Source organism: Streptomyces sp. NPDC012474 (genome assembly GCF_042955185.1).
Classification (GTDB): Bacteria; Actinomycetota; Actinomycetes; order Streptomycetales; family Streptomycetaceae; genus Streptomyces; species Streptomyces cahuitamycinicus.
Genome location: NZ_JBIBEP010000029.1, coordinates 1 through 25,126, shown reverse-complemented (window position 1 = coordinate 25,126; position 25,126 = coordinate 1). Strand labels below are relative to the sequence as shown.

Here is a 25,126-nt window from a genome sequence, read left to right as displayed (position 1 = left end):
CTGGGCCGCTTGGTGCTGGAGCGCTCGACGGGCGAGGAGGCGCGGGTGTTCCTAGAGTCGAAAGCATGAGCGTCATCGCGGACACCGGGACGGCCGAGGACACATCCGACCGGATACGGCCGCCCCACCGGGCGACCGGCTTCCTCAGCCGGGTGCCCGAGGGCTTCGCCGTCTTCTTCGGGGCCCTCGGTCTGCTCTGCGCCCTGCTGGCGGTGATCCCCCCGCTGCGCACCGGGCTGCGCCCCCTCGTCCGCTTCCTGGACCTGCTGCTCGTCCCGGTCAGCGCCAACCTCGCCTACGCCGTCTTCCTGTTCCTGCTCGCCGCCGCGACCGGCGCCCGCAAGAAGATCGCCTGGTGGCTGGTCGTCGTCTACCTGGGCATGCTGGTCCTGACCGACATCCTCGGCATGGCCGTCGGCGAGTTCGCCGAGTCCGTCCCGTCCTTCGTGGTGTGCGGCCTCGCCCTGGTCCTGATGATCGTCGCCCGCAAGGAGTTCTACGCCGCCTCCCGCCGCGCCGCCGTACGCCGGGCCCTCGCCGTCCTGGCGGCCGGCCTCGTCGCCGCGATCCTCGTCGGCTGGGCCCTGGTCGAGGCCTTCCCCGGCAGCCTGCCCGGCGACGAGCGCCTGGCCTGGGCCGCGAACCGGGTGTGCGGCGGCCTGGTGCCCGCCGGCTCCTTCGACGGCCGCCCACCGCACGCCCTGTTCTTCCTGCTCGGCCTGTTCGGCGCGCTCGCCCTGCTGAACGCCGCCGCCACCCTGTTCCGCTCCCAGCGCCTGGAAGCCGCCCTCCACGACGACGAGGAGACCCGCATCCGCGCCCTCCTCGGCCGCTACGGCGACCAGGACTCCCTCGGCTACTTCGCCACCCGCCGCGACAAGGCCGCCGTCTTCTCACCCAGCGGCAAGGCCGCCGTCACCTACCGCGTGGAGGCCGGTGTCTGCCTGGCCAGCGGCGACCCGGTGGGCGACCGGGAGGCATGGCCGCACGCGATCGCCGCCTGGCAGGACGTGGCCCGCCGCCACGCCTGGGTTCCGGCCGTGATGGGGGCCTCCGAGGAGGGCGCCCGGGCCTTCGTCCGCGCCGGGCTCGGCGCGCTCCAGCTCGGTGACGAGGCGATCCTGCACGTCCTCGACTTCGACCTCGACGGCCGGGACATGCGCGTCACCCGCCAGGCCGTCAACCGGGTCCGCCGCAGCGGAGTCACCTGCCGGGTCCGCCGCCACTCCACCCTCGCCGAGGAGGAGATGCGCCAACTCGTCGAACGGGCCGACGCCTGGCGCGACACCGAGACCGAACGCGGCTTCTCCATGGCCCTGGACCGCCTCGGCGACCCCGCCGACGGCGACTGCCTCCTGGCCGAGGCCCTCGACCAGGACGGCCGCCTCCTGGCCATCCAGTCCTTCGTGCCCTGGGGCAGGGACGGCGTCTCCCTGGACCTGATGCGCCGTGACCGTGCCGCCCCCAACGGTGTCATGGAGTTCATGGTCGCCGAACTGTGCGCCGCCGCCCCGAAACTGGGCGTCCGCAAGGTCTCCCTGAACTTCGCCGTGTTCCGCTCCGTGTTCGAGGAGGGCGCCCGCATCGGCGCGGGACCCGTGCTCCGCCTCTGGCGCCGCCTGCTGCTGTTCTTCTCCAAGTGGTGGCAACTGGAGGCCCTGTACCGCTCCAACGCCAAGTACCGCCCCGAGTGGTACCCCCGTTTCCTCTGCTACGCGGAGGCCGCCTCCCTCGCCCGGGTGGGCCTCGCCTCCGGCATCGCCGAGGGCTTCGTCTCCGTACCGTCCATGCGCAAACTCTGGGGGAAAGGGCACCCGAAGGGCGGACAGCGGCCCGCCACCACGGAGGGGCTGCCGTCGTTGGCGGTGCTCGGCCTCGCCGGAGGGGACGGGACCGAGCCCGCCGACCCCCTCTCCGGCCTGTCCGACCAGGCCCGCGTCCGCCACCGCACACTCGACCGGCTGCGCGCCGACGGCACCGACCCCTACCCGGTGGGCGTCCCGGCCCGCACCCACACCCTCGCCGAGGTCCGGCAGGGCGAGCAGGTCACCGTCGCCGGCCGGATCATGCTGATCCGCGACTTCGGCGGCATCGTCTTCGCCGTCCTGCGCGACTGGTCGGGAGACCACCAACTCGCCCTCACCCGCGACCGCTCCGGCCCCGCCCTCGACCGCTTCACCGCCGACACCGACATCGGCGACCACATCACCGCCACCGGCCGGGCGGGCGTCAGCGACCGGGGCGAGCCGACCGTCTTCGTCACCTCCTGGCAGCTCACCGGCAAGTGCCTGCGCCCCCTGCCCGACAAACGCCGGGGCCTGGCCGACCCGGAGGCCAAGGTCCGCATGCGCTACCTCGACCTCGTCTCCAGCCCCGCCGCCCGCGACGTGGTCCGCGCCCGCTCCACCGCAGTCCAGGCCGTGCGCCAAGGCCTGCTGGAGCGCGGCTACCTCGAGGTCGAGACGCCGGTGCTCCAGCAGATCCACGGCGGCGCCAACGCCCGCCCCTTCACCACCCACATCAACGCCTACGACCTCGACCTGTATCTGCGCATCGCACCCGAGCTGTTCCTCAAGCGACTGTGCGTCGGCGGCCTGGAGAAGGTCTTCGAGATGGGCCGCACCTTCCGCAACGAGGGCACCGACTACAAGCACAACCCCGAGTTCACGATCCTGGAGGCCTACCAGGCGTACGCCGACTACGACGTGATGCTCGACCTCGTCCGCGAACTGATCCAGGGCGCCGCGACCGCCGCGTTCGGCACCCCCGTCGCCCACAAGGACGGCAAGGAGTACGACATCTCCGGGCAGTGGCCCGTCAAGACCGTCTACGGCGCCATCAGCGAGGCCCTCGGCGAGGAGATCCACCCCGGCACCGAGGTGCCCGACCTGCTCCGGCTCTGCGACCGCGCCGACGTGCCGTACACCGCCGACGACGGCCACGGCGACGTCGTCCTGGAGATGTACGAGCGGCTCGTCGAGGAGAAGACCCAGCTGCCCACCTTCTACAAGGACTTCCCCACCGACGTCTCCCCGCTCACCCGGCAGCACCGATCCGACCCCCGCCTCGCGGAACGCTGGGACCTCGTCGCCTTCGGCACCGAACTCGGCACCGCCTACTCCGAACTCACCGACCCGGTCGAGCAGCGCCGCCGCCTCACCGCCCAGTCCCTGCTCGCCGCCGGGGGCGACCCCGAGGCGATGGAACTCGACGAGGACTTCCTCGACGCCCTCGAATACGCCATGCCGCCCACCGGCGGCCTCGGTATCGGCGTGGACCGGCTGGTCATGTTCCTCACCGGACTGACGATCCGCGAGACCCTGCCCTTCCCCCTGGTGCGCCGCCGCTGACCCACCTGCATGGGCCGAACGGGTGAAAGTGTGCCGCCGCACCGGTGTTGCTCGCGTGCGTCGGCCTTCCGCCGGGCGACTGATGAGTCATGAAGAAGGATCAGTTGCCCACCCGGCTGCTCACCCGGCGCCGGGCGTTGATCGCGGGGGCCGGCGCCGTGGGAGCGGCCGCGACGGCCGGAGTGGTCACGGCTGTCACCGGGGACGGCCCCGTCACCTCCGCCCCCGCCGCGGGCCCCCAGACCCGCCGCCTCGGCAAGTCCTCCGCGTACCGGCTGCAGCCCCTGACCGGCTACGGCCCGCCGCGCGCCGCGCCCCGGCGCACCCTGGTGCGCCGCGAACCGCTGCTGCGCGTGTCCGGCCGGGGCCGCACCATGGTGCTGACCTTCGACGACGGCCCCGATCCCCGCTACACCCCGGACATCCTGGACACCCTGGCCGAGTACGACGTGCGCGCGATGTTCTTCGTGTGCGGCGAGATGGTCGCCGGCGGCAGGAGGCTGCTGGCCCGGATGGCCGACGAGGGCCACGTCGTGGGGAACCACACCTGGTCCCATCCGTTGCTCACCCGCCTCACCCGCAGGCAGATCCGCTCCCAGATGGAACGCACCTCCGACGCCATCGAGGACGCCTACGGGGAGCGCCCCGAGTGGTTCCGCGCTCCCTACGGAGCCTGGAACCGCGCCGCCCTCCAGATCGGCGCCGAGCTCGGCATGGAACCGCTCGCCTGGACGGTCGACACCCTCGACTGGACCACCCCCGGGGCCCGGTCCATCGCGAACCGGGTCGAACGCGGCGCCGCCCCCGGCGTCGTGGTACTCGCCCACGACGCCGGGGGCGACCGCTCGCAGAGTGTGCGGGCCCTGCGGCGCTACCTCCCCGAACTGCTGGACTCCGGCTACCACGTCACCGTGCCCCGGCGGCACTACGCGTAACGCACCGCGCGGCTTTCGCCCGCCCGGCCGGGAACGCTCAGAGCACCTCGACCAGGCGGGCGAAGGCGACGACGTTCCCCGCATAGCCCTCCTGCTCGGAGAAACCGCCGCCGCAGGTGATGACCCGCAGTTCCGGCGCGCCCTTGGACGCGTAGACACGGTCGCCGGGGAAGTTGTCCTTCTCGAACACCTCGACGCCGTAGATCTCGAACGCGGCGGTCTTTCCGTCCTGCCGGGCGACCTCGACGCGATTTCCCTGTTTGAGGGCCCCGAGTCCGTAGAACACGGCAGGGCCCTGCTGGTTGTCGACATGGCCGACCACCACCGCGGTGCCCTTCTCGCCGGGGGTGACGGCACCGGTGAACCAGCCGGCCAGGTTGGGGTCCTCCGGCGGCGGGGCGCCGACCCAGCCGTCCGCGTCCAGGCCGACGGGAATGATCGGCGCGTCGACCTGGATCGCCGGGATCCGCACCCGGTCCGGGAGGGCGTAGGGCAGGGGCGCCATGGCCCCGGCGAAGGTGCCGCCCGGTACCCGGCTGTCCGACGCTGCCGCCGTCGCCGGCTGCGGCGGGCCCTCGTCGAACTCCCCCGAACCGTTCCGGATGAGCGCGAGGCCGGTCAGCAGAACCAGCGCTATCACGCCCCACGGAGCGCGCTTCTTCTGCCGCGCCGCCTCTTCCGCCTCGGCCAGCTCGGACGCAGACATTCTCCATCCCCTCTCGACGCGGCCGTCCCCGTGCCCATCGCGCATAGCAGAACGCTAAGCGGCCCGCACGAAACCGGCGACGGGGCGAGGGCGAACGGGTGGCCCGAGCCGAAAGGGGCCGCCCGGCGACATGAGGTGCGCCATCCGAGTTGCCGCCACGAGGAAATTTCTGACGGTCCGTGACCTGCGGTGATATCCGATTGTGCGGTTTTCCCGCACCGCCTTCTCTCACCAGGACGGACCATTGCCGAAATGCGGGTCGCGGCACGGCAACTGACTGTCTTTCTGGGAGGCGCTTTCTCGCCGATCGACCGGGGACGGGTCCCGGGGCGTCTTCCGCGGAGGTTCACATGCGTAACACTCGTGCCCTGGCGGTCGCCGGCGCAGCGGTCGCCGCCCTCGGCCTCTCCGCCCCCGCGGCCGTCGCGTGGGACAACAAGCCCAGCAACATCGTCGTCCTGCCCAGCGTGATCGCCCGTGGCGGCCAGCTGACCATCACCGTCGACGGCTGCCGCAACGGCGGAACGGCGACTTCCAACGCGTTCTCGCCGACGCAGCTCTCGCCGGTCAGCGGCGGTGGCGGCAAGGGCAACGAGGGCGACCGGGGCGGCGCCGGCAACGGGACCGCGCGGGGCACCGCCACCGTCAACAGCAACGCCCGCCCGGGCCCGTACGACATCACGGTCACCTGCGACGGCAGGAGGCTGACCAAGCCCCAGGCCTTCACCGTCATCGGCGGTGTCCGTGGCGGTATCGGCGGCAGCAGCACCACCGGTGCGACGCCGACCGACATGGCCATCGGCGGCGGCCTCGTGGCCGCGGCGCTGGTCGGCGGCGGTGTGTTCTGGATGCGCCGCCGGGCCGAGCGGAACATCTGACGCCTCGCCGCGCCCTGCCTCTACGCGTCGTCACCTCGCACGTGAACGGTCCTCGCCCCGGCTCTCCCCCATCAGGGAGCCGGGGCGAAGACCTGCGGGACGGGAGGTGTCAGCCGGCGTCCTCGTCGGTGCGGCGGCGCGAGAAGTGGTAGGCGACGCCGAGCGACCCGGCGATGAGCGCGGCGCCGAGGCCGATCTCCTTGAGGTCGAAGCCGGCGATGGTGCCGCCCTCACCGGCGTGCACTCCCTTGTGGGGGTGGCGCGTCGGGTGATGGGTGGGGTGGTGCGTGGGGTGGTGCGTCGGATGGCCGCCCGCGATCGTCAGACGCGCGGTGCCGCTCGACTCGTCACACTCGAATTCCACGTCGTACATGGCACCGGGCTTGGCGTCCCAGTCGACGGTGGCCGTCGCCCAGGACTCCTCCGGCGGGATGGTGACCAGGTCGAAGACCGGTGAGTTGACCGCCGCCTCGCCCTGGCACGCCTCGTTGCGCACCACCCGCAGGGTGACGTCGCCCCCCGCCCTGACGGTGGAGGGCTCCACGCTGAAACCGAAGTCGGTCTGGATCGCCGCGTCGGCGGCGGGCACGCAGGAGGTGAGGGCGCCGGCGCCCAGCAGTACGGCCGAAGCGACGTATATCGCGCGCATGGTGAATCCTCCGGGTCCCCGAGGAGCAGCCGCGGACCTGTTCCGCTCACGTCACAAATGCACCTCGATGCCCGAAACGCTAGGAAAGCGTGCGGGGTGGCGCGATCGCAGTAGGGCGAATGGGGCATGGATGTGGGCCGACCGGGGGAACGCCGCCCACGCGGCCGGGGGACGGCGACGGTGTGTCGCGCGCCCCCCGGCCTGAATCCGTGCTGCGAGGCGCCGTCAGTCCCCGACGCCCGGGAAGAGGCTCAGGAACGGGTCGGCCGAGGCGGTCACGCCCCTGCTGTAGGGGGAGTCGAAGTCCCAGATCAGGAACAGCAGGAAGGCGATCAGCGCCGAGAACAGCCCGGCCAGGACCAGTTCGCGGGTCGTTCTGCGAATCTGCAGCGCGAAGATCATCCCGATGGTCACGACGGCCCCGGCGATCAGCCCGAACCACACGACGCCGGGCATGGTCTCCCCGGTCGACTCCGCCCGGGCGATCCGCGCCTGGCTCGCTGCGGTCACCTGGTCCATCAGCGGCTGGTAGGCCTGGGCCTCGAAGTCCGTCGCCGGTTCGTAGTCGGTGACGTCCTGGCGGATCCGCTCGAAGAGCCGGGCGCCGCGCTCGGTGACCTCGCCCTTGTCGGCCATGGTGTCCCACTCGGTGGTCACGACATGGCTCACGTACGTCCGGATGTCGTCCCGGATGCGGTCGCGTTCCTCCGTCGGATAGACCCGCACCCGCTCGGAGATCTCGTGCAGCGCGGTCGCCTCGGCCTGGACATGGTCCTGCGCGGCGCTGCGTCCCTCCCAGACACCGGCGATCGCCAGACCCAGGACGATGGCGTAGACCACGCCGATCCACATCGTCATGTACTCGATGACGTCCGGAGTCTCACTGGGGTCCTCGTCTTCGGGCGCCGCGCGGTGCCGTACGAAGGTGATGATGACCACGACGGCGCAGGCGGCCAGCATCGCGAGGGTGAGAACAAGCCATTCCGGCAAGGGATACCTCCAGGGCTTCAGGGATCAGCGCGCGCGCAGCGCGGCGACGGCCACCACCGCGGGCACCGTGACGAGCAGGACGAAGGTGAGCGGCGACATCGCGCCTGTCGCCTGCCGTGGCCGGGGAGGCGAGGCGCGGTAGCGCGGGTAGTGCACGGGCGTCGCGGACGGACGCGGCGCGGGGGTGGCCGGCGGAGCCGGTGCCGGGGGAGCGGGCACCGGGGGAGCGGGCACGGGCGGCACGGGCTCCGGGGCGGGCCGGGGCGTGGCCGGCGCCGGCCGGGCCGCGGGCGGCGGCGGCGCGGGTTCGGCCGTGGGGGTCGGCTCGGGCGGCGGAGGCTTCGGTGGAGGCGGCGGCTGGGGCGACGGGGTCGGCTTAGGTGGGGGCGTCGGCTTGGGCGGGGGCGTCGGCTTGGGTGGCGGAGCCGGGGTCGGGGGCGGGCTCGGTGTGGGGGAGGGGCTCGGTGTGGGTGGCGGGCATGGCGGTTTGGTCGGCCAGGTCTTCCTGCTTCCGGCGTACGCCACCGCCTCGGTGCCGTCCGGCCCCGTCGAGGCGTACGCGCAGGCGTCGGCCACCGCGACCCCGGCCGGTGCGCCGACGAGCGCCCAGGTCAGCGTCGCCGCAGCCAAGGCCCGCGCCGCAAGGGCGGGTTGATTCGAGAGGGGTCCATGCACGACGAAGATCATGAGCCCTGTGACGCCAGGACGTGCCGGGGCGCAAGGGGATTGCCCCGAAAGAGGGATCCTCGGGTGTCGTCGGTTTGATCAGCGGTCGCCCGCAGGGAGCTCGATGTGTACGTGCGTACGGCTCGGAGCGGGGCTCATCGGGCATCGCGAAAAGAAATTTGGCCGCCGGTTGAACACAATCGGTGCCCCCGTGCGTACTCATGACCGTGCGGCGGCGCAGCAGGGCGCTGCAACACCCTTGCGATTATGGGGAGTTGACGATGAAGACCTCCTGGCGGAGCGCCTCACTCGTGGCGAGCGCCGCGGCGGTCCTGGCGCTGACGACGGCGTGCGGTCAGGACAGCCCACCGGCGGCCAGCCAGAACGTGGGCGCCACGGCCGCGCCCGGGGACTACGGAAGCATCGGCTCGGGCACCGCGGGCGCGGCGGGTGGCGCCGCGGCCGGTCAGCCGGCCGCGCCCAGCGCCTCCAGCCCCTCCAACCCCGCCGGCAAGCTCTCCGTCTCCACCGCCGAGAAGGTCGGCAAGGTGGTCACGGACAGCCTCGGCCTCACCCTGTACCGGTTCGACCAGGACACCGAACAGCCGCCCAAGTCGAACTGCGACGGTGACTGCGCCAAGACATGGCCGCCGGTTCCGGCCGACGACGCCGAGGCCGGCGAGGGCATCGACAAGGCGCTGCTCGGCTCGGTCGCCCGGGCCGACGGCACCAAGCAGCTCACGGTCGGCGGCTGGCCCGCCTACCGCTACGCCAAGGACGTCAACGCCGGCGACGTCAAGGGCCAGGGTGTGGGCGGCAAGTGGTACGCGCTCGCCCCGGACGGCAAGAAGGCACAGGGCGGCGTGGCTGGCGGCGCCCAGGGGACCGAGGCACTGCCCGGACTGTCCACCCGCAACGACCCCAAGCTGGGCGAGATCGTCATCGACAAGAACGGCATGACGGTCTACCGGTTCATGAAGGACTCGCAGTGGCCGATGAAGACCGCGTGCACCGGCGACTGTCTGGAGAAGTGGCCGGTCATCGCACCGGTCGACGAGAAGGACACCAAGGGGATCGACCTTCAGGGGTCCACGCCCAACCGGGGCTACGTCGTCTTCGACCGCCCTGACGGCATCAAGCAGCAGACCATCGACTGCATCCCGATCTACACCTTCGCGGGCGACAAGAAGGCCGGTGACACCAACGGCCAGGGCGTCGGCGGCACCTGGTACGCCATGCGTCCCGACGGGAAGCCGGTCGGCGCCTCGGAAAAGTAGAGAAACCTCCCCAGGGTTGATCGTCTCGTCCACCCGAAGCGCAGACCCGGTCCGCCCCTCCGTGCCCCACGGAGGGGCGGACCGTTTTGCCGTGCTTCACCTGAACTCATCGAATTGCTAACATCTTTACCCTTCCGGGCCGGAACTCCGAAATGCCTCGAACGCCGTTCGTCATGTGTTCGAAGGTCATACGGCGGGGTATCAATTCGGCACGTGCCGCAGGCAGTGACCGGGAACGGATGGTCAATTTCCGTTTCGGGTCGCTCCGTTGGCGGGCGATCAGTAGCCTCTGCTCGAACACCGGATCGCCTACGCCTTGGAGAGATAGATGGAGCGTCCCGCCTGGGCCCCACGGAGCATCGACATCTCGGTGCCCAGCGTCTCCCGGATGTACGACTACTACCTGGGCGGATCGCACAACTTCGAGGTCGACCGCGAAGCGGCCCGCAGGGCCATGGAGTTCATGCCGGGACTCCCCAAGATCATGCAGGCGAACCGCGCCTTCATGCGCCGCGCCGTGCGCTACGCGGCCGGCCAGGGCCTCACCCAGTTCCTGGACATCGGCTCCGGCATCCCCACCTTCGGCAATGTGCACGAGGTGGCGCAGGCCGCCCGCCCCGGCGCGCGAGTGGTGTACGTCGACCACGACCCGGTGGCCGTGGCGCACAGCCAGGCCGTCCTGGAAGGCAACGACGACGCGGGCGTCGTCGCCGCGGACCTGCGCAAGCCCCAGGAGATCCTGCACAGCCCCGAGGTGGAGCGGCTGATCGACCTGAATCAGCCAGTGGCGCTGCTCCTCGTTGCCATACTGCACTTCGTGGAAGACGAGGACGACCCGTACCGGGCCGTGGCCGAACTGTGCGGGGCGCTCGCGCCCGGCAGCCTGCTCGTGCTCACCCACGCCTCCTACGAGGGGATCCCCCTGCCGCCGGAGCGGGCCGGGGGCGCGGTGGACGTGTACGAGGGCATCCGCAACCCGCTGATCATGCGCTCGCGCGACGAGATCGCGCGGTTCTTCGAGGGGTACGACATGGTGGAACCCGGACTGGTGGCGATGCCGCGCTGGCGGCCCGACACCGCACCGGAGGACGAGGATCCTTATGCGTTCTCCGGGTTCGCGGGCGTGGGGCGTACGGCGTGACCGCGGAACCGGACGGGCCGGAGGACAGACTGCGCAGATTCGCGACGATCTGGAGCCGGGCCGTCTTCCCGGTGACCTCGACGTCGTCGACCCGCCCCGAGTTCGAGGAACACCTGCTGCCGCTGGCCCGGCGGCTGAGTGAGGCACTGCGGGCCCGGGCCTTCGACTCCGACGCGGGCAGGGCGGTCGGCGCCGCCCTCGTGGACGCCCACTGCACCGACCCGGAGGCGCTCAGCCGCACCCTGGACTGCGTCGACGCCTACCTGGTGCTGTACTGCGGCGGCGACGGCGACCAGGAGGGCCTGCGGGCCCGGTGCGCACGGCTCCAGCACGCGATGGCCGCCGGTTTCGCCCGGGCGCTGCGCGAGCGGACCCTGGCCGAGCAGGAAGCCATCGCGCAGGCCGCCCTCAAGGCGCAGGGGGTGGTGGCCCAGGCCCTGCACGCGAGCGAGGCGCGCTTCCGCGCCGTCTTCGAGGGCGCGGCCATAGGCATCGGCATGGCCGACCTCGACGGCAACATACTGCAGGTCAACGGCGCGCTGCTGCGCATGTTCGGGGTCTCCGACCAGACGCTGCGCAGCCGCAACGTCCGCGAGTGGACCCACCCCGACGACGCTCCGCAGACCTGGCGGCTCTACGAAGAACTCGTGCGGGGCGACCGGGAGCACTACCACCTGGAGAAGGCGTTCCACCGCCCGGACGGAACCGTCCTGTGGACCAACCTGACGGTCTCCCTGCTGCGGGACGCGGACGGCGAGCCGCAGTACCAGCTCGCCCTCATGGAGGACACCACCGAGCGGCGGCTGCTGAACCTGCGGCTGCGCTACGAGGCCACGCACGACGCGCTGACCGGCCTGCCGAACCGCACGTTCTTCTTCGAGCGCCTGGAGAAGGCACTGGGCGCCGGGGAAGGCCAGCGCTTCGGGCTGTGCTACCTGGACCTCGACGGTTTCAAGACCATCAACGACAGCCTGGGCCACGCCGCCGGGGACCGGCTGCTGGTGGAGGTCGCCGACCGGCTGCAGTCCTGCGCCACGGCGCCCGGCGAGATGGTCGCGCGGCTCGGCGGCGACGAATTCGTGGCGCTGACCACCGGGTCCGACACCCAGCGCGACGTCGACGAGCTCGCCGGGCGCATCATGAACGCGCTGCTCGCGCCGGTGAGCGTCGACGGCCGGGAGCTGACCGTGCGCGGCAGCATCGGCATCGTCGAGGGCCCGGCCGGGGAACGCAGCCCGGCGGAGGTGCTGCGCAGTGCGGACATCACCATGTACCGGGCCAAGTCGGCGGGCGGCAACCGCTTCGAACTCGCCGACCCGGAGGCGGACGCCCGGGCCATCACGCGGCACGGGCTGACCACGGCGCTGCCGACGGCGCTGGAGCGTGGCGAGTTCTTCATCGAGTACCAGCCGCTGGTGCATCTCGGCGACGGCAGTGTGCGAGGCGCGGAAGCCCTGGTGCGCTGGCTGCACCCGCAGCACGGGGTGCTCGGCCCGGACCGGTTCATCCCGCTCGCCGAACACACCGGATTGATCGTGCCGTTGGGCCGCTGGGTCCTGGAGCAGTCGGTGCGCCAGGCCCGTGAGTGGCGGGAACTGCGCGGCGGCGCCGAGGCGATGGGGCCGTTGCGGATCAACGTCAACCTGTCGCCGTGCCAGTTGACGCATCCCGGGCTGGTCCAGGACACGGTCGACATCCTGGAGCGCACGGGCGTCGAGCCGGACGCGCTGTGCCTGGAGGTCACCGAGTCGGCGCTGATCGGCGCGGACGACGATCTGCTGAAGCCGCTGCGCCGGCTGGCCGAGATGGGCGTCGACATCGCCCTGGACGACTTCGGAACGGGCTACTCCAACCTCGCCAACCTGCGCCGGCTGCCGGTGAGCATCCTGAAGCTGGACCGGTCCTTCACCCAGAGCATGCAGCAGTTCCCGGCGGACCCGGTCGATCTGAAGATCGTCGAGGGCATCGTCTCGCTGGCCCACAGTCTGGACCTCGCCGTGACGGTCGAGGGAGTGGAGACCGGCGCGCAGGCCGAACAGCTGCGGATACTCGGCTGCGACACGGCCCAGGGCTGGTACTACGCCCGCCCGGGGCCGCCGGAGCGGCTGCACGAGCTGGCGCTGGTGGACGCGACGGGCTGACGCCCGGGGCGACCGGCGGCCGTGCGGGACCGGGTCAGGCGCCCAGTCCGCGCAGCAGCAGCGCGAGACCGCCCAGGAACTCCCGGTCGGCACTGACCTTCCGGGCGTGACGGGCGGTCTCCGTCATGTGCGGGAAGGCGTCGGGCGGCAGCTCGCTGATGGCGACCGTGCCCTCGCCGGACAGGGGCCCGAGGTGCTCGAGCTGGATGGCGCCGATGACGTACCCGAGCAGGCCCCGCAGCGCGACCACCCGCCGGTCGCCGTCGAACCCTGCCTCCGTCAGCACGCCGAGCACCGACTCCGACCAGCGCAGCCCTGCGAGTGACCGGTGCCGGTGGGCGACGGTCAGGGGCACGATCTGCGGGTGGGCGGCGACGGCGTCGCGCAGCCGCCGCACCAGCACCTCGATGCGTTCGGGCCAGGGGGCGCCGGGAGCGGGGGGCTCGGTGTCCACGGTGCCGAGGACGAGGTCGACGACGAGCCTCTCCAGCTCTTCCCGGTCGTCCACGTACCGGTAGAGCGCCATCGTGCTCATCCCGAGTTCCTTGGCGACCGAGCGCATGGACAGTCCGGCGAGCCCGTCGCGGTCGATCACGGCGAGGGCGGCCGAGGCGAGTCGGGCATGGCTGAGTGAGCGGGGACGTGGCATGGCGACGATCAGCGTACGTCATACGCCTACCTTGTTAGGTGTACGGCATACGCCTACACTCCGTAGGAGTACGCCGTACACCTACCCAGGGAGCACTCATGCTCATGCGCATGCCCGCACGGCCGGTGCGGCCCGGCTCCACCGTCATCGGACGCCGGATGACCACCGTCGCCGGGGACGCGGTCGCCGTCCCCGATCCTGAGCGTCTGATCCACCTCCAGTTCCGGCGGTTCGCCGGCTGCCCGGTGTGCCATCTGCACCTGCGGTCGGTGGTCCGCCGGCACGCGGAGATCGAGGCCGCCGGCGTCCGTGAGGTCGTCGTTTTCCACTCGCCCGCCGAGGAGCTGCGCCGGCACACCACCGACCTGCCCTTCGCGGTTGTCGCCGACCCCGGCAAGCGGCTGTACGTCGAGTTCGGCGTCGAGTCGGCTCCCCGTGCGCTGCTCAGCCCGCGCGCCTGGGGGCCGGTCGTCCGTGCGGTGCTGCGTGGCGGCTGGGAGGTCGCCCGCGGCCGCGAGCGCCTCCCCGCGACCAGCCAGCCCGGCGGCAGGCTCGGCCTGCCCGCCGACTTCCTGATCGCCCCCGGCGGCCGGGTCGTCGCCGCCAAGTACGGCGAACACGTCTACGACCAGTGGCCGGTCGAGGAACTCCTGCACCTGGCGTCCTCCCACCGGCCGGCCGCCGACCACCCCCCGGCCCAGTAGCCGCAGCCGCACGCCATGCCCCAGGCGCCGGCCTGCCACGAGCGCCTCACCGCTCCAGCAGCATCCGCTGCAACTCCCGCGCCGCCCGGGGCGGAGCCACATCGCTACGGTGGGCCAGGGCGATGGTCCGGTGCAGTCCGGGCCGGGCCAGGGGAGTCACCCGCAGCCCGCGGCCGGACCGCGCCGCCACCATGCGCGGCACGACGGCTACTCCCAGCCCCGCCCGCACGAACCCCAGCACCGCGTCCATCTCCCCGCCCTCCAGCGCGAAGTCCGGCTCGAAGCCCTCGGTGCGACACGCGGCCACGGTCAGCTCCCGCAGGTCGTACCCGTGCCGGAACATCACCAGCCGCTCACCCTCCAGGTCGGAGACCCGCACCGTACGCCTCCCGCGGCCGGGCCCCGGCGCGTCCGGGGACGAGACCACCACAAGATCCTCCCGCAACAGCTCTACCGTGGTCAGCGCCGGTGCCGGCGTCGGCAGCGGCAGCACGACCAGCGCCAGATCCAGCGCTCCCCGTGCCAGCTCCCGCACCAGGTCGTGCGACCCGCCCTCCTCGATCAGCAGGCGGATCCCCGGATAACGATCGTGAAAGGCCCGCAGCACATCCGGCAGCAGACCCGTGCACACGCTCGGCGTCGCGCCCAGCCGCACCCGGCCCCGCCGCAGCTGCGCCAGCTCCTGCACCTCCTGCCGCGCGGTGTCCGCGTCGGCCAGGATGCGCCGGGCCAGCGGGAGGAGCGCCTCCCCGGCGTCCGTGAGCGTGATGTTGCCCCGGGCGCGCTGGAACAGGTCCGCGCCCAACTCCCGCTCCAGCGCCTTGATCTGCTGCGACAGCGACGGCTGCGCGACATGGACCAGATCGGCGGCCCGGGTGAAGTGCCGGGTCTCGGCGACGGCCACGAAGTACTGGAGTTGCTGGAACTGCATCCTCCCACGATAGCCCCAGCCTATGGAATCAAGCCGGACCATGTCTTGGACCGATCGGCCGGGCGTCCGTAGCGTGCTCCGTATGGCTCTGGCAACGCGGACGGACCGACGGCCGTCCCTCGCACGCACCGTGTGGGACTCCACCGTCGGCAAGAAGACCGTGATGGCGGTCAGTGGTCTGATCATGCTGCTGTACCTGGTCGTCCACATGATCGGAAACCTGAAGATCTTCTTCGGGGCAGGAGAGTTCAACCACTACGCGCACTGGCTGCGCACTGTCGGCGAGCCGTTCATGCACTACGAGTGGACACTCTGGCTCGTCCGGATCGTGCTGGTCGTCGCGGTCGTCGCGCACGCCACCTCGGCGTACCAGCTCAGCCGCCGCGACATCAGGGCACGGCCGAGCAAGTACGTGCACAAGAAGGCACGGACCTCCTACGCCACCCGCACCATGCGGTGGGGCGGCGTCATCCTCGGGCTGTTCATCGTCTGGCACATCCTCGACCTGACGACCGGCACCGTGCACTCCGGCGGCTTCCAGGAGGGCCACCCGTACCAGAACGTCGTGGACACCTTCTCCACCTGGTACGGCAACGTCGTCTACATCGTCGCGATGCTCGCCCTCGGCCTGCACGTCCGGCACGGCTTCTGGAGCGCGGCCCAGACCCTGGGCATGGGCAGCCGCACCCGCGACCGCGTCCTGAAGACCGCCGCCGATGTCCTCGCGCTGCTGCTCACGGTCGGCTTCATCGCCGTACCCGTGGGCGTCATGACCGGAGTGGTGAGCTGAACATGACTTCCTACGCCGACTACACGACCGGTGAACCGGTCGCCGACACCAAGGCCCCCACCGGGCCGATCAACGAGCGCTGGGACAAGCGCCGCTTCGAGGCCAAGCTGGTCAACCCCGCCAACCGGCGCAAGCACACCGTGATCGTCGTCGGCACCGGCCTGGCCGGCGGCTCCGCCGGGGCCACCCTCGCCGAACAGGGTTACCACGTCGTTCAGTTCTGCTACCAGGACTCGCCCCGCCGCGCCCACTCCATCGCCGCGCAGGGCGGCATCAACGCCGCGAAGAACTACCGCAACGACGGCGACTCCGTCCACCGCCTGTTCTACGACACCGTCAAGGGCGGCGACTTCCGGGCCCGCGAGTCCAACGTGCACCGGCTCGCCCAGATCTCCGTCGAGATCATCGACCAGTGTGTGGCCCAGGGCGTGCCGTTCGCCCGCGAGTACGGCGGCCTGCTCGACACCCGGTCGTTCGGCGGGGTGCAGGTGTCGCGGACCTTCTACGCCCGGGGTCAGACGGGCCAGCAGCTCCTCCTCGGCGCCTACCAGGCCCTCAGCCGGCAGATCGCGGCCGGGAACGTCGAGATGCACCCGCGCACCGAGATGCTCGACCTGATCGTCGTCGACGGGCGGGCGCGCGGCATCGTGGCCCGGGACCTGGTCACAGGGAAGATCGACACGTACTTCGCGGACGCCGTCGTCCTCGCCTCCGGCGGCTACGGCAACGTCTTCTACCTGTCGACGAACGCCATGAACTCCAACGCCACCGCCATCTGGCGGGCCCACCGGCGCGGCGCCCTGTTCGCCAACCCCTGCTTCACCCAGATCCACCCCACCTGTATCCCGCGCACCGGCGAACACCAGTCCAAGCTGACGCTGATGAGCGAGTCGCTGCGCAACGACGGCCGCATCTGGGTGCCCAGGGCCAAGGGCGACCAGCGGCCCCCGAACGACATCCCCGAGGACGAGCGCGACTACTACCTGGAGCGCATCTACCCGTCCTTCGGCAATCTCGTCCCGCGGGACATCGCCTCGCGCGCCGCGAAGAACGTGTGCGACGAGGGCAGGGGAGTGGGCCCCGGCGGCCAGGGCGTCTACCTCGACTTCGCCGACGCCATCGAGCGCATGGGCCGGGGCGCCGTCGAGGCCAAGTACGGCAACCTCTTCGACATGTACCAGCGGATCACCGACGAGGACCCGTACGTGGTGCCGATGCGGATCTACCCCGCCGTGCACTACACGATGGGCGGCCTGTGGGTCGACTACGACCTCCAGACCACCGTCCCCGGACTGTTCGCGGTCGGTGAGGCCAACTTCTCCGACCACGGTGCCAACCGCCTCGGCGCCTCGGCGCTGATGCAGGGACTCGCGGACGGCTACTTCGTCCTCCCCTCGACCATCAACGACTACCTGGCCCGCAACCCCCACCACGACGCGGTGACCGACGAACACCCCGACGTCCAGGAGGTGCTGGCCGGCACGCAGGACCGCCTCAACCTCCTGCTGTCCGTAGACGGCGACCGCACCCCCGACTCCTTCCACCGCGAGGTCGGCGAACTCATGTGGGAGTTCTGCGGCATGGCCCGCACCGACGCGGGGCTGCGCAAGGCGCTGGAACGCATCCCGCAGATCCGCGAGGAGTTCTGGCGGCGCATCAAGGTGCCCGGCACCGGCGAGGAGTTCAACCAGTCGCTGGAGAAGGCCAACCGCGTCGTCGACTACCTGGAGCTCGCCGAACTGATGTGCCTCGACGCGCTCCACCGCGAGGAGTCCTGCGGCGGTCACTTCCGCGAGGAGTCCCAGACGCCGGACGGCGAGGCCGCCCGCGACGACGAGCGGTTCGCGTACGCCGCCGCCTGGGAGTTCACCGGCACGGGCGAAGCTCCCGTCCTGCACGAGGAAGACCTGGTCTTCGAGTACGTCCACCCCACCCAGCGGAGCTACGCATGAAGCTCACCCTGCGCGTCTGGCGGCAGCGGAACGCCGACGCAGACGGCACCATGTCCACGTACGAGGTGGACGGGATCTCGCCCGACATGTCCTTCCTGGAGATGCTCGACACGCTCAACGAGGAACTCATCGTCAAGGGCGACGACCCCGTCGCCTTCGACCACGACTGCCGCGAGGGCATCTGCGGCGCGTGCTCGCTCGTCATCAACGGCGACGCGCACGGTCCCGAGCGGACGACGACGTGCCAGCTGCACATGCGGTCGTTCGAGGACGGCGACACGATCGACGTCGAGCCGTGGCGGGCGTCGGCGTTTCCGGTGATCAAGGATCTCGTCGTGGACCGGTCGGCCTTCGACCGGATCATCCAGGCCGGCGGGTACATCACCGCGCCGACGGGGGCGGCTCCCGAGGCGCACGCCACGCCGGTGCCGAAGCCGGATGCCGACTTCGCCTTCGAGAACGCCGAGTGCATCGGGTGCGGGGCGTGCGTGGCGGCCTGCCCGAACGGGGCGGCGATGCTGTTCACCTCGGCGAAGATCAACCATCTCAACGTGCTGCCGCAGGGGGCGCCCGAGCGCGAGACGCGGGTGCTGGACATGGTGGAGCAGATGGACGAGGAGGGGTTCGGCGGATGCACGCTCGCGGGCGAGTGCGCCACCGCGTGCCCGAAGGGCATCCCGCTGATGTCCATCACGAGCATGAACAAGGAGTGGCTGCGAGCGGCGCGGAAGGTGCAGCGGTAGCGCCGCCGTAGGGGCTTCGGGGTTGCGGCGGCCGCGGGTGCGTCGTGGTTGATCGCGCAATTCCCCGCGACCCGGGGGGTCGCAGTGAACGTTCGCCGACAGGTGCGGACGGGCGGGGCCGGAGTGGTGCTCTTCCGGCCCCGTCTCGTATGCCGTGTCACCGCCCGGGATCCGCGAGGAGAGGGCCCAGCGGGCCGAGGTCCAGGTTGAGGTCGCTGCGCCGCAGCCCGTGCTGCTCGCACAACTCGTCCATGCGCTCGTCCAGCAGCATCAGCGCGGTGCCGAGCCGGTCCTCCTGCTCGGCGCTGAGCGTCCCCTCGTCGAAACGGCGTACCGCCTGACGCTCCATGAGCTGCCGCAGGAGTTCCACCACGGTCAGTACCAGAGCCGCCAGATCGTTCGTCACCCGCTCGGGATCCAGGTCCAGTGCGTGGGTGCGCGGCGCGGTCACAGCGGCCCGCTGTCCGGCCAGGGCGCGGGCACCCGTTCGCCGACCGACGCCAGCAGGGCGTGCAGGGAGATCCGCACCAGCGGCACGTCGGCGATGGCCAGCACCACGTCGCCGCTGACCACGACACCGGTCGCCAGCACCCGGTCGAGCAGGTCGACGAGCGGCACGCCCACGGGCGCGTACGGCTCCGGGCCGTCCCAGGGCACCGGCGTGCGGTCGGCACCGCCGGCGACCGGCACGGTCATGCGCCGGCCTCCCGGTGCGCGGCGCACTCCACCTCGTCCGACCGGGCGAAGGAGTACGGGATCCATGGGCCCGACACGGTCACCTCCACGGCCGAACGGTGGGCGTCGCGCGCCAGTTCGCCGACGGCCCGGACGAACTCGGCGCGCTGTCCGTCGTCGACCAGATAGGCCGCGTTGAGCAGTTGCGGGACGCTCCTGCCGGTCAGCTGCTCGCTCTGCGGCCGGTGCCGCGTCGCGGCGGCGGCGTAGCGCCGCAGCTCCCGGTCGACGGCGTGGGCCTGCTCCAGCGCCCGCTCGCGCGTCTCGCGCTCGGTGCGCCGCCGGGCACTCGCCCGGCGCAGATAGGAACGCCCGTCGGCCGGCCCGTCCCCGGCGGCCGCGGACGCGTGCCCGCTGCCCGGCCCGTGCACCTTCACCGCCCACTCGGCACGGCCCCGCAGCCGGTCCAGCAGGGCGCGCAGGGGCGCCTCCCGGGCGGCCACGGCCCGTACGGCGTTTCGGTCGTCCAGATACAGCGTCGCCATCGGCAGGGGCACGACGGGGCCCGCGCTCGCGGCCGTCTCCACGGCCCGGTGGTGGGCGCGGGCGCAGCGCTCCAGTTCCGCGGGCCGGTTGAGCCGCTGCGCGAGCGCCTCCTCGCCGAAGGCCGCCGCGGGCACGTCCTGCACGGTCAGGTACAGCGAACCGGCGGCCAGGACCCGCAGCGGACCACCGCCGTCATGGCCGGGCGTCGCCGTGACCACCTCGTCCGGCGGATGGGTTTCCGTCACGGCGAACACGCAGGTGACGGTGGAGCGCGGCTCGTCAGGTTGCCGTGCGGCTGCCCGGTGCACGGCGGGGCGCGGCTCGTCCGGTTCTCGCGCGGCCACCCGGTCGGTCCGGGTCGTGCTCATCGGACCGCCTCCGTGGTCTCGGGGCCGGCTTCCTCCAGGGCTTCGAGCCGGGCGCGCAGCCGTGCGTTCTCCTCGCTGAGCGCGTCACGCGCGGCGCGCGAGGACAGCGCCGGGTCCGTCTCCCACCAGTCGATGCCCGCCTTCTTGGCCGTCTCGACCGAGGCGATGAACAGGCGCAGCCGGATGGTGAGCAGTTCGATGTCGAGCAGGTCGATCTTGATGTCGCCCGCGATGACGATGCCCTTGTCCAGGACGCGTTCGAGCAGGTCCGCGAGGCTTCCGGAGGGCGGCCCGGCCGGCTGCGTTCCCGGGCCCGCGGGCCATGTGCCGAGTTCGGTCACGAGGCACCTCCGCGGGGCCGGCGGCCGGTGTACCGCACGGGACTGTCGAGGCGTGCGAGCAACCGCTCCTCCTCTTCCTCGAAGGCCGCCTCGTCGATGGCGCCCTCCTCCAGGGCCCGGTTGAGTGCCGCCAGGCGTGCCTGCACCGCTCGCGGGTCGCCGCTCTGGCGTTCGGCCTCCCGCAGCAGGTGGTCGGCGACCCAGAGCGTGCCGCGCACCGGGGCCAGCGGCAGCAGCAGGAGCCCGGTCACGAGTCCCACCGCGTCACCGGCCGGACGGGGCGGACGGCGCGTCCACGAAGCTGTAGCACGGCAGCGGACCGGTCAGACTGAGCGCCAGCCTGTCCCCGAAGTCGCGCGCCTGCGCGGCCACGGCCTCCCGGAAGCGCTGTTCGTCGGCGCGACGCAGCAGGAACGACGCGCTGAGCACCTGCTCGTCGTCGACCGGTCCCGGCGCCGTGCGCACGGCGAGCGGGGCCAGGCGGGCCAGCACCTCCCGCGCCGCGCCCCGGCCCTCGCGCGCCACGCCTTTGGCGAGCGCCTCGCCCAGCCGCACGTTCGCCTCGTAGCCCGGGTTGCGCCGGGTCCGGCGGGCGAGCTCGCGCAGGCTGTCGTCCCGGTGCACCAGGTCGGCGAAGCAGCCGGGCACGACGGCGCCCTTCACGTTCATCTCGACACAGCCCCGTACCGCGTCGAGCTGGGCCGCCAAGCCGGCGCACTCGGTGCGCAGTTGGCCGCACAGCGCCTCCGCGTCGGGAGTGAGGACGGCGAACCGCATGGGCAGCACCGGGCCCTGGTCGGCGAGTTCGCCGAGCACCGCCTGATGGGCCATCAGGTCGCGTCGCCGTGCCCGGACGGACGCGGGCGCGTCCGAGACCGCCGCGCACAGCCCGCCCTCGGTCAGGAGCCGCACCGCCGCACCGTCCACGCCGGGTGCGCGCGGAGGCCGGACGCCCGCCGGGGCGATGCCGTAGACGTACAGGGTGCCGAGCGTGCCGGCGGTGGTGAGGGCGGCGGTGGCCGTCACGGTCATTCCTCCTCGGCCTTGCGGCGCCGGGGCCGCGGGCGGTCGTCGTCACCGCGGCGCTTGCGTGCCGGCCGCGGGGCGGACTCGGTGGGGGCGTCGTCGTCGCCCGTGTCGTCCTCCGGCGTGAGCACGTCGCGCACCTTGTCCGTCAGGGAGCGGCCGGCGCGTTTGGCGCCCGCCTTGCCGACGCTCCTCGCGACCGGTCCGCCGAACAGCTCGGGCACGGTCTTGGAGCGCGCGTCGTGCTCCAGGTCCAGCCGGTTGCACGCCTCCGCGAAACGCAGATACGTGTCGACGCTGGCGACCACGATGCGCGCGTCGACCTTGAGGATCTCGATCCCGACCAGCGAGACGCGCACGAAGACGTCGATCACCATGCCGCGGTCGAGAATCAGCTCCAGTACGTCGTAGAGCGTTCCGGCGCGGGGCGCACAGACGATCTCGTCGCTGTAGACGGTCATGCGGCGGTCCTTCCGGTGGGCTGTTGCGACGGTCCGGTCACTGGTCCTGGGCGCCGCGCCGGAAGCGCGCGACCCGGCGGTACTGCACCAGCTCCCCGGCGGCGTCCAGTTCCACCCGGTACGTCGCGAGCAGACTGGTGGTGTCGGGGATGCGCGCCAGTTCGAGCACGTCGACGTCGACGATCCAGCCGTCGTCCTCGCCCCGGCACACCGCGGAAACCCCTTCGAGCCGGTGGCGGATCAGCTCCGTCAGCGCCTCTGCGGCGCGCCGGGCCGCCTCCCCGGCACCGCCCACGCTGCGCCGGCGCTTGGTGGGCGGGGCCGAGCCCTTGCGTCGCTCGCCGGCTCCGGTTTCGGTCATGCAGCTCACTCTCGCCGCAGGAGCCGGTGGGCGCGTGTGCAGCTAGGCCATCCGGATCGCACCCACGGGAGGGAGCCGTTCAACAAACCCGTTCATGACCGGCGTACTGACCGTCCACCGCCCCGCGCAGCCCACGGCCCCCGCTACGCCGTCGCCCTCGCCCTCGCCCGGAACGAGGAGGACGTGCGTGCCGCCCCGCGCTGCCCGCACCGGAGGTGCTCAGTGGCTCCCGGAGAGCGTGCGCGCCAGGTAAGGGGCCGTCCGGCCGTCCTGTGACCGGGCGACGTCTCGTGGTGGTCCGGCCGCCACGATGCGGCCGCCCGCGTCACCGCCGCCGGGGCCGAGGTCGATCACCCAGTCCGCGCGCGCGACGACGGACATGTCGTGCTCCACGACGATCACGGTGTGCCCGGCGTCGACGAGGCCGTGCAACTGGCGCATCAGGACGTCCACATCCGCCGGGTGGAGGCCCGTCGTGGGTTCGTCGAGGAGGTAGAGCGTGTGGCCGCGTCGGCCGCGCTGCAGTTCGTTCGCCAGCTTGATGCGCTGGGCCTCGCCGCCGGAGAGCTCGGTCGCGGGCTGGCCGAGGCGGAGGTAGCCCAGGCCGACGTCGAGCAGGGAGGCGAGACTGCGTGCCACGGCCGGGGTGTCCGCGAAGAACCCGGCCGCGCTCTCCACCGTCAGATCCAGTACCTGCGCGATGTTCCGCCCCTGGTACGTCACTTCCAGCGTCCCAGGGTTGTAGCGGGCTCCGCCGCAGTCCGGGCAGGGCGCGTACGTGCTGGGCAGGAACAGCAGCTCCACGCTGACGAACCCCTCGCCCTGGCAGGTCGCGCAGCGCCCGCCCGCCACGTTGAAGGAGAACCGCCCGACGCCGAAGCCGCGTTCGCGGGCCCCGTCGGTGGCCGCGAACACCTTGCGTACGACGTCGAAGAGGCCCGTGTACGTGGCGAGGTTCGAGCGCGGCGTGCGGCCGATCGGCTTCTGGTCGACCGAGACCAGCCGGCCCACACCGGCCGAGTCCTGTGTGATCTCGCCGACGAGCGTGGACTTGCCGGAGCCGGACACCCCGGTCACCGCGGTGAACACGCCGAGCGGGAACGTGGCTGTCACGCCGCGCAGGTTGTGCCGGGTGACCGGGCCGGTCTTCAGCCACCCGGTCGCCTCGCGCACGTCCCGGTCCGGGGCGGGGGAGCCGCCGAACAGGTAGCGGGCCGTCGCCGACTCCTCGACGCCCGCCAGCTCGGCAACGGGGCCGCTGTGCAGCACGCGTCCGCCGTGCTCACCCGCTGCCGGACCCACGTCGACCAGCCAGTCGGCCCCGCGCATGACGTCGAGGTGGTGCTCCACCACGAACACCGAGTTCCCGGACGTCTTCAGCCGCTCCAGCACCGTGAGCAGCGCCTCGGTGTCCGCCGGATGCAGTCCGGCAGACGGCTCGTCGAGGACGTAGACGACCCCGAACAGCCCGGAGCGCAGCTGGGTGGCGAGGCGCAGGCGCTGCAGCTCGCCCGGGGAGAGCGTGGGAGCGGGCCGGTCGAGGCTGAGGTAGCCGAGGCCCAGCTCGACGACCGGCGCGATCCGGGACCGCAGGTCGTCGGTGAGGACCCGGGCTGCCTCCGACGTCCCGTCGAGCCCCGCCGCCAGCTCTACCAGCGGCAGTGCCGCCAGCTCGGCGATGGTCCGGCCGCCGAACGTCACCGCCAGGGCCTCCGGGCGCAGTCTGCTGCCGCCGCACGCCGGGCAGGGCGCACTGGTGAGGAACCGCTCGGCCTTCGCCCGCAGGGCCGGGCTCCTGGAGTCCGAGAACGTCTTCATCACGTACCGGTGGGCGCTCATGTAGGTGCCCTGGTACGGCCGTTGGATCCGCTCGGCGTCCCGCACCGGATGCACCGTGACCACCGGCTGCTCGTCCGTGAACAGGATCCACTCCCGCTCGCCGGTGGGCAGCTCCCGCCACGGCCGGTCCACGTCATGGCCGAGCGCGTCGAGGATGTCCCGCAGGTTCTTGCCCTGCCAGGCTCCCGGCCACGCGGCGATCGCCCCGTCGCGGATCGACAGCGACGGGTCGGGGACCAGCAGCTCCTCGCTCGTACGGTGCACCCGCCCGAGCCCGTGGCACTCCGGGCAGGCACCCACCGCCGTGTTGGGGGAGAAGGCGTCGGAGTCGAGCCGCTCGGCACCGGGCGGGTAGGTGCCGGCCCGGGAGAACAGCATCCGCAGGGAGTTGGAGAGGTTGGTGACCGTTCCGACGGAGGAGCGCGAGGTGGGGGCGGCGCGGCGCTGCTGGAGCGACACGGCCGGCGGCAGTCCGGTGATCTCCCCGACCTTCGGCGCGCCGACCTGGTGGATCAGTCGGCGCGCGTACGGCGCGACCGACTCGAAGTAGCGCCGCTGCGCCTCCGCGTAGATCGTGCCGAACGCCAGCGACGACTTTCCCGAGCCGGACACGCCGGTGAACACGGCCAGCACGTCCCGGGGGATGTCGACGTCGAAGCCCCGGAGGTTGTGCTCGCGGGCGCCGCGGACACGGACGAACGGGTCATGGGGGTCGCGGTCGTGCATGGGAGACGACTCTAACCGGATCTAGTGCCGCGACAGGCAACGCTTGCCCCGTCGCGACGCCCGGCACGCACTCTCGCCGCACCGGCCGAAAGCCCAAGTACATCCAGTACGAGGACTTCCGGCCGGCACGCCGAGAGCACGCACCGGACGCCGCTCCTTGACGGGCAAACGTTGCCTGCCGCGGCACTAGTGTGATGCGCCAGAAATCCTGAGGGTTAGTAAGTAGCCTGTTGGTATGCCGCATCCGGGCCCTTCCGCCGTGGAGATCACGCTGTCCGAGG

General features: G+C 72.0%; 26 protein-coding genes. 11 read left to right on the top strand and 15 right to left on the bottom strand.

The genetic code is table 11. From position 1 onward, the window contains the following. Positions 1–65 precede the first annotated feature (65 nt). Both lysX and ACFY9S_RS38100 read left to right on the top strand, forming a co-directional pair. On the top strand, positions 66–3,350 hold the full coding sequence (gene lysX / locus ACFY9S_RS38105) for a bifunctional lysylphosphatidylglycerol synthetase/lysine--tRNA ligase LysX (RefSeq protein WP_391138350.1): 3,285 nt from the start codon (positions 66–68) through the stop codon (positions 3,348–3,350). Between the two features lie 89 nt (positions 3,351–3,439). Continuing rightward, positions 3,440–4,285 (top strand): polysaccharide deacetylase family protein, encoded by an 846-nt coding sequence (locus ACFY9S_RS38100; RefSeq protein ID WP_391138348.1) that lies wholly within the window; start codon positions 3,440–3,442, stop codon positions 4,283–4,285. 37 nt (positions 4,286–4,322) lie between these two features. Here the strand turns inward: ACFY9S_RS38100 and ACFY9S_RS38095 are convergent, their stop codons facing one another. Next, a complete protein-coding gene (locus ACFY9S_RS38095; protein WP_391138346.1) occupies positions 4,323–4,991 on the bottom strand; it encodes a class F sortase in 669 nt (222 codons plus the stop codon). Positions 4,992–5,341: 350 nt separating this feature from the next. Here ACFY9S_RS38095 and ACFY9S_RS38090 point away from each other — a divergent pair, with 350 nt between their 5' ends. Continuing rightward, the gene (locus ACFY9S_RS38090; protein ID WP_391138344.1) at positions 5,342–5,869 is read left to right on the top strand and encodes a hypothetical protein; all 528 of its coding nucleotides are present in this window, start codon (positions 5,342–5,344) and stop codon (positions 5,867–5,869) included. Positions 5,870–5,978: 109 nt separating this feature from the next. Here ACFY9S_RS38090 and ACFY9S_RS38085 read toward each other — a convergent pair whose 3' ends face one another. The 3 genes from ACFY9S_RS38085 to ACFY9S_RS38075 all read right to left on the bottom strand — a co-directional run bounded on the left by ACFY9S_RS38085 (position 5,979) and on the right by ACFY9S_RS38075 (position 7,727). Continuing rightward, a complete protein-coding gene (locus ACFY9S_RS38085; protein ID WP_391138342.1) occupies positions 5,979–6,518 on the bottom strand; it encodes a hypothetical protein in 540 nt (179 codons plus the stop codon). A gap of 225 nt (positions 6,519–6,743) precedes the next feature. After that, the gene (locus tag ACFY9S_RS38080) at positions 6,744–7,478 is read right to left on the bottom strand and encodes a DUF4239 domain-containing protein (protein ID WP_180989860.1); all 735 of its coding nucleotides are present in this window, start codon (positions 7,476–7,478) and stop codon (positions 6,744–6,746) included. A gap of 54 nt (positions 7,479–7,532) precedes the next feature. Continuing rightward, a complete protein-coding gene (locus ACFY9S_RS38075; RefSeq protein ID WP_391138341.1) occupies positions 7,533–7,727 on the bottom strand; it encodes a hypothetical protein in 195 nt (64 codons plus the stop codon). A 247-nt stretch (positions 7,728–7,974) separates the two neighbouring features. Between ACFY9S_RS38075 and ACFY9S_RS38070 the strand changes: the two genes are divergently transcribed. The 4 genes from ACFY9S_RS38070 to ACFY9S_RS38055 all read left to right on the top strand — a co-directional run bounded on the left by ACFY9S_RS38070 (position 7,975) and on the right by ACFY9S_RS38055 (position 12,733). Further along, positions 7,975–8,163, top strand: a complete 189-nt coding sequence (locus ACFY9S_RS38070; protein WP_391138339.1) for a hypothetical protein — start codon at positions 7,975–7,977, stop codon at positions 8,161–8,163. A gap of 292 nt (positions 8,164–8,455) precedes the next feature. Continuing rightward, positions 8,456–9,451, top strand: a complete 996-nt coding sequence (locus ACFY9S_RS38065) for an SCO0930 family lipoprotein (protein WP_391138337.1) — start codon at positions 8,456–8,458, stop codon at positions 9,449–9,451. A gap of 328 nt (positions 9,452–9,779) precedes the next feature. After that, positions 9,780–10,592 (top strand): SAM-dependent methyltransferase, encoded by an 813-nt coding sequence (locus tag ACFY9S_RS38060; protein ID WP_391138335.1) that lies wholly within the window; start codon positions 9,780–9,782, stop codon positions 10,590–10,592. Continuing rightward, positions 10,589–12,733 carry an EAL domain-containing protein gene (locus ACFY9S_RS38055; RefSeq protein WP_391138333.1) on the top strand — a complete coding sequence of 715 codons (2,145 nt, stop codon included), beginning with the start codon at positions 10,589–10,591 and terminating at the stop codon, positions 12,731–12,733. The genes ACFY9S_RS38060 and ACFY9S_RS38055 overlap by 4 nt, the downstream gene beginning before the upstream one ends. A gap of 34 nt (positions 12,734–12,767) precedes the next feature. Here ACFY9S_RS38055 and ACFY9S_RS38050 read toward each other — a convergent pair whose 3' ends face one another. Beyond that, positions 12,768–13,382: a TetR/AcrR family transcriptional regulator gene (locus tag ACFY9S_RS38050; protein WP_102911492.1), complete on the bottom strand. Its 615-nt coding sequence runs from the start codon at positions 13,380–13,382 to the stop codon at positions 12,768–12,770. Positions 13,383–13,492: 110 nt separating this feature from the next. On the opposite strand from ACFY9S_RS38050, the gene ACFY9S_RS38045 reads away from it, so the two are divergent. Further along, positions 13,493–14,086, top strand: a complete 594-nt coding sequence (locus tag ACFY9S_RS38045) for an AhpC/TSA family protein (RefSeq protein WP_391138331.1) — start codon at positions 13,493–13,495, stop codon at positions 14,084–14,086. A 46-nt stretch (positions 14,087–14,132) separates the two neighbouring features. Here ACFY9S_RS38045 and ACFY9S_RS38040 read toward each other — a convergent pair whose 3' ends face one another. Then, positions 14,133–15,017: a LysR substrate-binding domain-containing protein gene (locus tag ACFY9S_RS38040; RefSeq protein ID WP_391138329.1), complete on the bottom strand. Its 885-nt coding sequence runs from the start codon at positions 15,015–15,017 to the stop codon at positions 14,133–14,135. 82 nt (positions 15,018–15,099) lie between these two features. Between ACFY9S_RS38040 and ACFY9S_RS38035 the strand changes: the two genes are divergently transcribed. The 3 genes from ACFY9S_RS38035 to ACFY9S_RS38025 are packed head-to-tail and all read left to right on the top strand — an operon-like array spanning position 15,100 to position 18,502. Further along, complete coding sequence (locus tag ACFY9S_RS38035) at positions 15,100–15,807, top strand: succinate dehydrogenase (protein ID WP_391138327.1); 708 nt, start codon at positions 15,100–15,102, stop codon at positions 15,805–15,807. 2 nt (positions 15,808–15,809) lie between these two features. Further along, positions 15,810–17,759, top strand: coding sequence for a fumarate reductase/succinate dehydrogenase flavoprotein subunit (locus tag ACFY9S_RS38030; protein WP_391138325.1), 1,950 nt, complete (start codon positions 15,810–15,812; stop codon positions 17,757–17,759). After that, on the top strand, positions 17,756–18,502 hold the full coding sequence (locus ACFY9S_RS38025; RefSeq protein WP_391138324.1) for a succinate dehydrogenase/fumarate reductase iron-sulfur subunit: 747 nt from the start codon (positions 17,756–17,758) through the stop codon (positions 18,500–18,502). Before ACFY9S_RS38030 ends, ACFY9S_RS38025 begins: the two co-directional genes overlap by 4 nt. Before the next feature lie 157 nt (positions 18,503–18,659). On the opposite strand, the gene ACFY9S_RS38020 is transcribed toward ACFY9S_RS38025, so the two are convergent. The 9 genes from ACFY9S_RS38020 to ACFY9S_RS37980 form a co-directional block, all read right to left on the bottom strand. Further along, the gene (locus ACFY9S_RS38020) at positions 18,660–18,953 is read right to left on the bottom strand and encodes a gas vesicle protein K (protein ID WP_358321453.1); all 294 of its coding nucleotides are present in this window, start codon (positions 18,951–18,953) and stop codon (positions 18,660–18,662) included. Next, positions 18,950–19,198 carry a gas vesicle protein GvpJ gene (locus tag ACFY9S_RS38015; RefSeq protein WP_391138321.1) on the bottom strand — a complete coding sequence of 83 codons (249 nt, stop codon included), beginning with the start codon at positions 19,196–19,198 and terminating at the stop codon, positions 18,950–18,952. The genes ACFY9S_RS38020 and ACFY9S_RS38015 overlap by 4 nt, the downstream gene beginning before the upstream one ends. Beyond that, a complete protein-coding gene (locus ACFY9S_RS38010; protein WP_391138319.1) occupies positions 19,195–20,091 on the bottom strand; it encodes a GvpL/GvpF family gas vesicle protein in 897 nt (298 codons plus the stop codon). Before ACFY9S_RS38010 ends, ACFY9S_RS38015 begins: the two co-directional genes overlap by 4 nt. Next, complete coding sequence (locus ACFY9S_RS38005) at positions 20,088–20,432, bottom strand: gas vesicle protein GvpJ (protein WP_391138317.1); 345 nt, start codon at positions 20,430–20,432, stop codon at positions 20,088–20,090. The genes ACFY9S_RS38010 and ACFY9S_RS38005 overlap by 4 nt, the downstream gene beginning before the upstream one ends. Next, positions 20,429–20,692 carry a gas vesicle protein GvpG gene (locus tag ACFY9S_RS38000; protein WP_391138314.1) on the bottom strand — a complete coding sequence of 88 codons (264 nt, stop codon included), beginning with the start codon at positions 20,690–20,692 and terminating at the stop codon, positions 20,429–20,431. The genes ACFY9S_RS38005 and ACFY9S_RS38000 overlap by 4 nt, the downstream gene beginning before the upstream one ends. Before the next feature lie 4 nt (positions 20,693–20,696). Then, positions 20,697–21,464, bottom strand: coding sequence for a GvpL/GvpF family gas vesicle protein (locus ACFY9S_RS37995; protein ID WP_391138311.1), 768 nt, complete (start codon positions 21,462–21,464; stop codon positions 20,697–20,699). Beyond that, entirely contained in the window at positions 21,461–21,919 is a 459-nt protein-coding gene (locus ACFY9S_RS37990; protein ID WP_391138308.1) for a gas vesicle protein GvpJ, read from the bottom strand. Before ACFY9S_RS37990 ends, ACFY9S_RS37995 begins: the two co-directional genes overlap by 4 nt. Before the next feature lie 37 nt (positions 21,920–21,956). Next, entirely contained in the window at positions 21,957–22,280 is a 324-nt protein-coding gene (locus tag ACFY9S_RS37985) for a gas vesicle protein GvpO (RefSeq protein ID WP_391138305.1), read from the bottom strand. 219 nt (positions 22,281–22,499) lie between these two features. After that, positions 22,500–24,845, bottom strand: a complete 2,346-nt coding sequence (locus tag ACFY9S_RS37980) for an ATP-binding cassette domain-containing protein (protein ID WP_391138302.1) — start codon at positions 24,843–24,845, stop codon at positions 22,500–22,502. Between the last annotated feature and the right edge of the window lie 281 nt (positions 24,846–25,126).